The organism is Kribbella sp. NPDC002412 (assembly GCF_053592935.1).
In genome coordinates, this window is record NZ_JBSFBL010000032.1 from 91,264 (window position 1) to 100,793 (window position 9,530).

Sequence of the window (9,530 nt, forward strand, 5' to 3'; positions counted from 1 at the left end):
GCGGACCGATCACCGGGTCGCTCACGTTCGGCGCTGTGCGTGTCCGCCGAACGTGAGCGATCGGTGTTTGGGCGGAACCCGGGTGTGGGGCCCGGGCGCCTGGGTTCTGGGGTCAGCCGTGGCCGCGGCGTGGACTCGCTTCCGGCTCGGTCCGGTGGGCCCGGGACGTGGCTCGCGCTCTGGCGCGGGCGATCTCGTCACCGGAGACGCCGGATCGGCTACTCTCCGTCGGACTGTCCGGCCGGGTGATGTCGTCGAACACGTGCTGCGCGTGCCGCATCCTGGTCACGGCCAGTATCACGACCCCGGCCGCGATCAGCGCGATCACCACCCAGAGTTGCCACGACATAGCCTCACCGCCCTGTACTCACCCCGTTCCCCCGCGTAATCACCATAGCTGCGATCTCAGCGATTGGCGACCGCCTGTACGCATTCCGTTATAGCGGGCGGCCCGACCGTGACTTTCGTTGCCGAACGCAATCACAAAGGGTGATCGGGCAACGACCTCGGCGCCCGGCCGGAAACTACGGTCAGTCACCACGCGGCGTGAGCCGACCGCCCCGGAAGAGATACGCCGCGCGGCCGTCGACCGGTTCCCGGAACGCGATCACGTCGTGGACTCCGTGCTCCGGTTCGGCCGCGATCAGCCGGGACTCGTCGAGCGCCACGAACCGGGTCCGCCGCGGCTCCGGCAGCAACACCTTCGCCTCGTCGCTCGCGGCCTCGTCCAGCACCCAGAGCTTGCCGTCCGCCACGGAGACCGTGACGCGCAGCAGGACCCCGTCGTACCGCCCGGTGACAAGGTCCGGCGAGATCTCGGCCGGCTCCGACGGCGGGACCGGCCGTTTCGGGAGCTCGACGCCGGCTGTCTCACGCAGGACGTGGCCGACCAGCTCGTCGTACAGGGCCGGGGTGTCGCCGCCGTTGGTGAGCAGCGCGACCGCGACGCCCTTGTCCGGGACCAGCCGGAAGTACGCGGACTGGCCGAGCGTGCCGCCGTCGTGGCCGTAGAGCGAGCCGTCGAAGATCATCCAGCCGAGGCCCCACTGCTCGGCCGTCGCCCCGGTCCGCGGTACGTCGACCTGTGGCTCCCACAGGCTGTCGATGGCAGCCCGATCGAGCAGCGTCGCGTCCAGGTACGCCCGCCCGAACGCGATCAGGTCGCGGGCGGACATCGCGAGCAACGCCCCGGCCGGCGCCATCGCGTGCACCAGACTCCACTGCGGCGCCGCCTGCAACGGCGTACCCGGCGTCGGCGAGATGTGCCCGAGCGCGGCCCGGTACAGCAGCGCCTCGTCCGGGATCGTCGCCACGTGCTTCAGCTCCAGCGGTACGGCGATGTGCTCCCGCAGCAGCTCGTGGTACGGCTTGCCGCGCAGCACCTCCACGATCCGGCCGAGGATGACGAACCCGGCGTTGTTGTAGGAGAACCCGGCCCCGAGCGGGACCTCCTGGGCCAGCCTCGGTACGACGTCGCGCACGTACAGCTCGACGCCGTCGTCACCACGGGACGTCGGCGTGAAGGCGTCACCGGAGAACCCGCCGGTGTGGGTCAGCAGGTGCCGCGGGGTGACCGCGGCGGACGCGACCTCGTCGGCCAGCTTGAACTCCGGCAGGTAGTCGCGCACCGGCCGGTCCAGCTCGACTTTGCCCTCGGCAACCAGCTGCATGATCAGCGTGGTCGTCCACAGCTTGGTGATCGAGCCGACCTGGAAGATGGCGTCGGTGGTCGCCTCGACCCCGGTGTTCTGGCTGAGCACCCCGGCCGCCGCCTCGCTCACCACCCCGTCGGCCAGGACCGCGATCGACGCGGCCGGCACGTCGTACTTGCCGATCAGGCGGGCGAGATTCTCGTCGAGCCAGGTCTGCACGAGCTCACTCCTTCGAGAGGACGCGGATCAGGTTGGCGCCGAGCACCTTGCGGATGGTGGTCTCCGGCATGCCGCGGCGGAGCAGGGCCTCGGTGACCAGCGGCATCCCGGCCGGTCCTTCCAGGCCGGGCACGTACACCTCGGCGTCCAGGCCCTGGACGACCAGCGGGCGGTCGCAGGCCGGGATCTTCTCCGCGAACACCTCGGCCACGAAGTCGCTGCCCAGCCCGACGTGGTCCTCGCCGGCGACGTCGACGACGTACTCGAGGTGGTCGGCCAGGTGCTCGACGGTCGGCTTCTCGGCGTCGGTCAGGAAGCCGGCGAAGAAGTTCACGCAGACGACCCCGCCGGTCGCGGCGATCCCGCGGAGCTGCTCGTCGGTCAGGTTGCGGTGGTGCTCGCGCAGGGCGAACGCGCTGGAGTGCGAGGCGACGACCGGCTTGGTCGCCAGCTCTAGGATGTGCTCCACGCCGCCGCGGCCGACGTGCGAAACGTCGATCAGTACGCCGAGCTCCTCGAGCAGGCCGACCGCCTCGACGCCGGCGTGGGTCAGCCGGCTGCCGGCCGCGTCCTCACCCGACCCGTCGCCGAGCGCGCTGCGGCCGAAGTGGGTGAACGAGACCATCCGCACGCCGAGCCGGTGCAGGGTCTGCAGCAGCTCGAGGTCGTTGTCGATCTGCGGGCAGCCTTCGAGGGCGAGGACCAACGCGATCCTGCCGTCCCGGTCGGCGATGTCGGCAGGCGTCGTACACAGGACGACCTCGTCGGCGTTGGCCTCGGCGACGCGGTGCGCGGCCTCGATCATCCGCAGCGTCTCGCGCAGCGCACCCTCCGGCCGGAACTCGTCGTCGATGAACACCGGCAGCACCTGGACGTCGATCCCGCCCTCACGCAACTGGGGGATCCACCGCTCCCGGAAGTACTCCGCCCAGACCGCCTTCGGTCTCCGCGCCACCAGCATCAACAGGTCGTTGTGCGCATCCGCCACCACCGCATCCCGGTGCAGGTCTGTCATCGATCCCCCTTCGGTCGGCGGGGTCCAGAGTAGCCTCGGGGCGATGAGAGTTCTGAGCGCTGAGGATGTCCGTCGTCTGGTTCCGATGAGTACGGCGATCGACGCCGTGCGGGACGCGTTCCAGGAGCTGGCGGCGGGGAACTTCGTGCTGCCGGCCCGGCAGATCTTCGGGGACGGGGCGGTCCTGGTGATGTCGGCGTACCACTCGCCGACCGGGACCGCGGTGGTGAAGAAGATCGGCATCGCGCTCGACCAGGTGCCGGCGATCCGCGCCACGCTGATCTGGACCGGCGGCGGCGACCAACTCGTGGCCGACGGCACCTCGATCACGACCTTGCGGACCGGCGCGGTCGTCGGAGTCGCCACCGACCTGCTCGCCCCGGCCGACGCGTCCAGGCTCACGCTGATCGGGACGGGCGCTCAGGCTCCCGACCAGGTCCGCGCGGTTCTCGCCGTACGACGCATCGCCGCAGTGACCGTCACCGGACGCTCGGCGGATCGCGCAGCGGACTTGAGTACGGCGCTGGCCGACGAGTTCCCGGACGTGAAGTTCACGCCCAGCACGTCGATCGACGACGCGCTCGCCGACGCGGACGTCGTCTGCTGCGCCACCTCGTCGTCCACCCCGCTGTTCGCCGCCGACGCACTGCCCGAACGCGTGCACGTGAACGCGATCGGCGCCTTCCGCCCGACCATGCGCGAGCTTCCTCGCGACCTGCTCGCCGACGCCTCGATCGTGATGGTCGACCAACGTGAAGCCGCCCTGGAGGAGTCCGGCGAGATCATCGACGCCATCGACTCCGGCGCCGTCACCGACCTCGTCGAGCTGGGCCCTGCACTGTCACAGCCCCTCAACTCCACCGGCCGCACGGTCTTCAAGTCCGTCGGCATCGGCCCGCAGGACTGGGCCATCGCGGCTGCGCTGGCGCGGGCTTAGGTGGGTAGCGGACCGCCAGGCCATCACAACCGCCCCCGCACGCCCGGCGCGAGCGTGACCGGCGAGCGGTCGCGTCAGTTGTGATGGGCCGGCGGTCCGCTCAGGTCCAGCGCAGGACGCCCTTGCGGTAGGCGTACAGCAGGCCGACGGCGACGAAGGCGAGGAAGATGAACATCTCGACCAGGGTCGCGAAGCCGAGCGTGGCGAAGACGGTCGCCCACGGGAACAGGTAGATCGCGTCGACGGCGAAGATCACGTAGAGGTACGCGAACAGGTAGTACCGGATGTGGACCTGGGCCCAGCCCTCGCCGACCGGGTCGACGCCGGACTCGTACGTCTTGAGCTTGCCCTCGGTCGGGTAGGTGACGGTGAGCGCCTTGTTCAGCGCGAACGCGCCGATCAGCCCGGCGAGGCCGAGGACGACGACCGCCGCGATGACGCCATAGCTCTCCGACACAGCCTCAGCTTAGTTCGTGCACAGCATGATCGAGTCGACCGCGACGTACGGGCCGTAGCCGGACTGCACGTCGGCGACCTGCAGCCGCAGCCGGGTGACGCCGAGGATCTTGTAGTTGAGCCAGGTCTCGGTCTCCTGCTTCTGCAGCACCGAGGTCATCGCCTTGGTCCCGTTGTGCAGCGACGTCCGCACAGTCCCGTCGGTCAGGTTGCCCAGCCAGTTGCGCACGTAGCTGCAGCCGGTCGAGTTGACGTCACCCCAGACGTACCCGCCCTTGTCGGCCATCAGGTCCGCCTCGGCCCGGCGCGGCCCTTCCTTCGGCGGGATGACGTTGAACTGCGGCGTGCGGGCGCCGCCCGCCGCGAGCAGGCCCTTCTTGAAGATCCCGCGCCAGACGTAGTGCTTGAAGCTGATCATCGGCGAGATCGCCGTCGGGTACGGCGCCTGCGGGCCGACCGCGATCCGGTAGGTCCGCACCGATCCCGGCTGCACGGTCTTGATCGTCACGCTGGTCCCGGCCGAGTACCCGTGCGCGACCTCCTGCCAACGCCGCTGGGACGGGATCCACTGGTGCAGCGGGATCCGCGTGCCTGCCTTCGGCGCCGGCGACAGCGTGCCGATCACCGTGATCACGCCCTTGGTCGCGTCGGTGGTCCGGATGCTGTAGATCTTCGCCGTCCGCGTCGACGCCTTGACCGAAGCCGGTGCGGCTGCCGCTGTCGCCGTACTGCCCAGACTCAGCGCGCTGTCCGCGGGCGCCACCGGAGCGGCACAACCGGTCAGCGCGAGGGCCAACAGTCCGACAACGATTCGCGCAGGGCGACAGCCCATGGGGAACTCCAACTCGGCTGGATCACAACTTGATGACGACACCCTGCCGGTTCTCACTCCGGATCGCAAGCGAGCCGCTGCGGAGTGTGATACTGGAGGGTTTCGCCGTACCTGACGAAACCCGCCCGGTAACACCGTGTCCCAGGCTGTGGACCACCGGGGCTTCGACATGGTTCTGTTCTAAGGGCGAACTAATATTGGGGTTATCGCCCTGACTGGGGGGATCGACCTGTCGTCCACGAAGCGGCCGGCCGACCCAAGCTTCGACTTGGAGATGAACAGAACAGTGACCATCGAGGTCAAGCAGCTCGACCGCGTGGTGATCCGCTTCGCCGGCGACTCCGGCGACGGGATGCAGCTCACGGGGGACCGGTTCACAGCGGAAACGGCATCGTTCGGCAATGACCTGTCGACGTTGCCCAACTTCCCAGCAGAGATCCGGGCACCAGCCGGAACGCTGCCGGGCGTGTCGTCGTTCCAGCTCCACTTCGCCGACCACGACATCCTGACGCCCGGTGATGCGCCCGATGTGCTGATCGCGATGAACCCGGCCGCACTCAAGGCGAACCTGCGCGACGTGCCGCGGGGCGCCACCCTGATCATCGACACCGCCGACTTCACCGCCCGCAACCTGAAGCGGATCGGGTACGACGAGAACCCGCTGGAGACCGGCGAGCTCGAGGCGTACCACGTGGTCCCGCTGAACCTGACCGGCATGACCGTCGAGTCGGTGAAGGAGTTCGGGCTGACCCGCAAGGACGCGTCCCGGGCGAAGAACATGTACGCCCTCGGCCTGGTGTCCTGGCTGTTCCAGCGACCGGTCGAGTCGACGATCACGTTCCTGGAGACCAAGTTCGCCTCCAAGCCGGACATCCGCGACGCCAACATCGCGGCGTTCCGGGCCGGCTACAACTTCGGCGAGACCGCCGAGGAGTTCTCGGTCCGGTACGAGGTGAAGCCGGCCAGCATGGCCACCGGCACCTACCGGAACATCTCCGGCAACCTGGCGCTGGCGTACGGCCTGGTGGCGGGCGCCCAGCGGGCCGGCCTGCCGCTGGTCCTCGGCGCGTACCCGATCACCCCGGCCTCCGACGTGCTGCACGAGCTGTCCAAGCTCAAGCGGTTCAACGTCACCACGATCCAGGCTGAGGACGAGATCGCCGGTGTCGGCGCCGCGCTCGGCGCCTCCTTCGGCGGTGCCCTCGGTGTGACCACGTCGTCCGGCCCGGGCATCAGCCTGAAGTCGGAGACGATCGGCCTCGGCGTGATGCTCGAGCTGCCGCTGGTGGTCTGCGACATCCAGCGCGCCGGCCCCTCGACCGGCATGCCGACCAAGACCGAGCAGGCCGACCTGCTGCAGACCATGTTCGGCCGCAACGGCGAGGCTCCGCTGCCGGTGCTCGCGGCCCAGTCCCCCGCGGATTGCTTCACCATCGCGGTCGAGGCGACCCGGATCGCGGTCACCTACCGGACGCCGGTGATCGTGCTGTCCGACGGCTACCTGGCCAACGGCTCCGAGCCGTGGCAGATCCCGGTGATCGAGGACCTGCCGACGATCGACCCGAACTTCACGCTCGAGCCGAACGCCACCAACGACAAGGGTGAGCCCACGTACCTCCCCTACCTGCGTGACCCGGAGACCCTGGCCCGCGCCTGGGCCATTCCGGGTACGGCGGGACTGGACCACCGCATCGGTGGTCTGGAGAAGGAGGACAAGACCGGCAACATCTCCTACGACCCGGCCAACCACGACCTGATGATCCGCACCCGGCAGGCGAAGGTGGACGGCATCGCCCGCTCCATCGACCCCGTCGAGGTCGACGACCCGGACGGCGACGCGAAGGTGCTGGTCCTCGGTTGGGGCAGCACCTACGGCCCGATCGGCGCGGGCTGCCGCCGGGTCCGCAAGGTCGGCGGCAAGGTCGCGCAGGCACACCTGCGGCACCTGAACCCGTTCCCGTCGAACCTGGGCGAGGTGCTGAAGTCCTACGACAAGGTGCTCGTGCCGGAGATGAACCTCGGCCAGCTGGCGATGCTGCTGCGCGCCAAGTACCTGGTCGACGTGGTCTCGTACGCGCAGGTCCGGGGCATGCCGCTCGGCGCCGCCGAACTGGCCGAGGTGATCGGAAACCTGGTCGAGGAGACCGAGGGCATCGACGACGACGCCCGCCACCTGGGTGAGGCCGCGGCCGCCCTGAAGCACGGTGAGGCACTGGCCGACTCCAACGGCCACCTCAAGACGGAGGGAGCACGATGAGCACGGTCGAGCTCGGCATGCCGAGCCTGCCGAACGGTCTGCACGGCGTCCCCGCCGCGACCGAGCCGCAGAACCGCAAGGAGTACGTGTCGGACCAGGAGGTCCGCTGGTGCCCCGGTTGCGGTGACTACGCCGTACTGGCCGCTTTCCAGGGGTTCCTGCCGGAGCTCGGGATCAAGCGGGAGAACGTGGCGATGGTGTCCGGCATCGGTTGCTCGTCGCGGTTCCCGTACTACCTGTCGACGTACGGCATGCACTCCATCCACGGCCGCGCGCCGGCGATCGCGACCGGTCTCGCGACCGCGCGGCCGGACCTGAGCGTGTGGGTGGTGACCGGTGACGGCGACGCGCTGTCGATCGGCGGCAACCACCTGATCCACACGCTCCGGCGGAACGTGAACCTGAAGATCCTGCTGTTCAACAACCGGATCTACGGCCTCACCAAGGGCCAGTACTCGCCGACGTCGGAGCCCGGCAAGGTGACCAAGTCGACCCCGATGGGCTCTGTGGACAACCCGTTCAACCCGGTCTCGCTGGCTCTCGGCGCGGAGGCGACGTTCGTGGCGCGCACGATCGACTCCGACCGCAAGCACCTGACCTCGGTACTGCGCGAAGCCGCGGAGCACCGGGGGACGGCGTTCGTGGAGATCTACCAGAACTGCCCGATCTTCAACGACAACGCGTTCGAGGCGTTCAAGGACCCGGAGACCCGCGACGACGCGATCATCCCGCTCGTCCACGGCGAACCCATCCGCTTCGGCAAGGACGGCCGCCTCGGCGTCGTCCGCGACGGCTTCGCCTCCCTCGCCGTACGCGAGGTCGCCGACCTGCCCGGCGGCGAGGCCGACCTGGTCGTCCACGACGCCCACACCGACGACCCGGCGTACGCCTTCGCCCTCTCGCGCCTGACGGACGCCGGCGTCCTGCACCGCGCGCCGATCGGCGTCTTCCGCAAGGTCGACCGGCCCGCGTACGACGACCTGGTCCGCCAGCAAATCACCACCGCCCAAGAAGCCCAAGGCACCGGCGACCTCCAAGCCCTGGTAACCGGCTCCGACACCTGGACCGTCGCCTAGTCCTTCCCGCGTGGGCTCTCGCCCGCTCGTCGGCCACCTCACGTGGTCGAGGGGCGGGCGTTCCTATCTCAGGAGGAAGTCTCGGACGGTCTCGCGGAACTCGTCTGGGGCTTCGAGCCATGGGTAGTGGGCCACCTCGGGGAGGACGGTTCGTTCTGCGTTGGGTAGCACCTTGAGGAGGGTGTCGGTGACGAATGGAGGGCGGAGGTCTTCGGCGCCGTGCATCAGGAGGGTTGGGACTGTGATGCGACTGTAGGAGGTGGCGCGGTTGGGGATGGCGTGGAGGTCGGCCAGGAGGGCTTCGGCGGCGTGGGGGTTGGGGGTGAAGCGGGGGGTGTTCAGGTGGCGGGCGTTGGACATGGCTGTGGGGCGGTGGTGGAAGTTGGTGGCTATGCGGGCCAGCCAGGGGTCGTCGGAGGGTTCGGCGGCTAGGCGTTCGGCTACTTGTTGGCGGTAGCTCGGGGGTGGGCCGTCGAGGCCGGTGCTGGAGACCAGGATCAGGTGGGTCAGGTGGTGTTGGTGGGTTACGGCGTATTCGAGGGCCAACGACGCGCCCCAGGAGTGGCCGAGGATCATGACCTGCTCGTGGCCGGTGTTGTGGCGGATCGTTTCCAGGTCGGCTACGAAGCGGGTCAGGGTGTACGGGCCGCGGGGGTCGGAGCGGCCGGCGCCTCGTTGGTCCCAGCGGTGGAGGGTGAAGCCGGGGAGGGACAGGTCGCCGAAGGTGTCCCACCAGCCGGGGCCGCCGTGGACGAGGACGATCGGTGGGCCGTCACCGCGGGCCTCCGTCCATAGCCGGCACCCGTCGTCAGTCGTCGAGTGAGGCATAGACGGCGGCTCGGAGTTCGCGGCGGATGGGGTAGCTGGACGAAGGGCGTAGTTGGGTCAGAAAGATGACGACCAAGTCGTCCGCGGGTGAGACGAAGAAGGCGGTCGAGGCGGCGCCGCGCCCGTCCGGCAGATGGTTCGTGGTCATGAACCGCAGCGTCCGCGGACCGATGCCCCGGGACACCGTCGAGCGAACCAGGTCTGCCACCCGCTGCCTCCTGTAACGATTACTTCAGAGAAGATCATATCTGAAATGAC

General features: G+C 69.2%; 10 protein-coding genes. 3 read left to right on the forward strand and 7 right to left on the reverse strand.

Annotated elements, in window-relative coordinates; all coding sequences use genetic code 11:
* Positions 1–112: 112 nt before the first annotated feature.
* The 3 genes from ACWCOV_RS24870 to ACWCOV_RS24880 form a co-directional block, all read right to left on the reverse strand.
* Positions 113–349, reverse strand: a complete 237-nt coding sequence (locus tag ACWCOV_RS24870) for a hypothetical protein (protein ID WP_449831689.1) — start codon at positions 347–349, stop codon at positions 113–115.
* A 181-nt stretch (positions 350–530) separates the two neighbouring features.
* Positions 531–1,871 (reverse strand): serine hydrolase domain-containing protein, encoded by a 1,341-nt coding sequence (locus tag ACWCOV_RS24875; protein WP_449831690.1) that lies wholly within the window; start codon positions 1,869–1,871, stop codon positions 531–533.
* Between the two features lie 4 nt (positions 1,872–1,875).
* On the reverse strand, positions 1,876–2,886 hold the full coding sequence (locus tag ACWCOV_RS24880) for a dipeptidase (protein ID WP_449831691.1): 1,011 nt from the start codon (positions 2,884–2,886) through the stop codon (positions 1,876–1,878).
* Positions 2,887–2,929: 43 nt separating this feature from the next.
* Here ACWCOV_RS24880 and ACWCOV_RS24885 point away from each other — a divergent pair, with 43 nt between their 5' ends.
* Positions 2,930–3,823, forward strand: coding sequence for an ornithine cyclodeaminase family protein (locus ACWCOV_RS24885; RefSeq protein WP_449831692.1), 894 nt, complete (start codon positions 2,930–2,932; stop codon positions 3,821–3,823).
* A gap of 100 nt (positions 3,824–3,923) precedes the next feature.
* Here ACWCOV_RS24885 and ACWCOV_RS24890 read toward each other — a convergent pair whose 3' ends face one another.
* Positions 3,924–4,280, reverse strand: coding sequence for an NADH-quinone oxidoreductase subunit A (locus tag ACWCOV_RS24890; protein ID WP_396353466.1), 357 nt, complete (start codon positions 4,278–4,280; stop codon positions 3,924–3,926).
* Positions 4,281–4,289: 9 nt separating this feature from the next.
* Positions 4,290–5,111 (reverse strand): hypothetical protein, encoded by an 822-nt coding sequence (locus ACWCOV_RS24895; protein ID WP_449831693.1) that lies wholly within the window; start codon positions 5,109–5,111, stop codon positions 4,290–4,292.
* 274 nt (positions 5,112–5,385) lie between these two features.
* On the opposite strand from ACWCOV_RS24895, the gene ACWCOV_RS24900 reads away from it, so the two are divergent.
* Together ACWCOV_RS24900 and ACWCOV_RS24905 are read left to right on the forward strand one after the other, a co-directional pair.
* Positions 5,386–7,368, forward strand: a complete 1,983-nt coding sequence (locus ACWCOV_RS24900) for a 2-oxoacid:acceptor oxidoreductase subunit alpha (RefSeq protein ID WP_449831694.1) — start codon at positions 5,386–5,388, stop codon at positions 7,366–7,368.
* Positions 7,365–8,444 (forward strand): 2-oxoacid:ferredoxin oxidoreductase subunit beta, encoded by a 1,080-nt coding sequence (locus ACWCOV_RS24905; protein WP_449831695.1) that lies wholly within the window; start codon positions 7,365–7,367, stop codon positions 8,442–8,444. Before ACWCOV_RS24900 ends, ACWCOV_RS24905 begins: the two co-directional genes overlap by 4 nt.
* 63 nt (positions 8,445–8,507) lie before the next feature.
* Here the strand turns inward: ACWCOV_RS24905 and ACWCOV_RS24910 are convergent, their stop codons facing one another.
* Positions 8,508–9,272 (reverse strand): alpha/beta fold hydrolase, encoded by a 765-nt coding sequence (locus tag ACWCOV_RS24910; RefSeq protein ID WP_449831696.1) that lies wholly within the window; start codon positions 9,270–9,272, stop codon positions 8,508–8,510.
* Positions 9,253–9,480 carry a hypothetical protein gene (locus ACWCOV_RS24915; protein ID WP_449831697.1) on the reverse strand — a complete coding sequence of 76 codons (228 nt, stop codon included), beginning with the start codon at positions 9,478–9,480 and terminating at the stop codon, positions 9,253–9,255. The genes ACWCOV_RS24910 and ACWCOV_RS24915 overlap by 20 nt, the downstream gene beginning before the upstream one ends.
* Between the last annotated feature and the right edge of the window lie 50 nt (positions 9,481–9,530).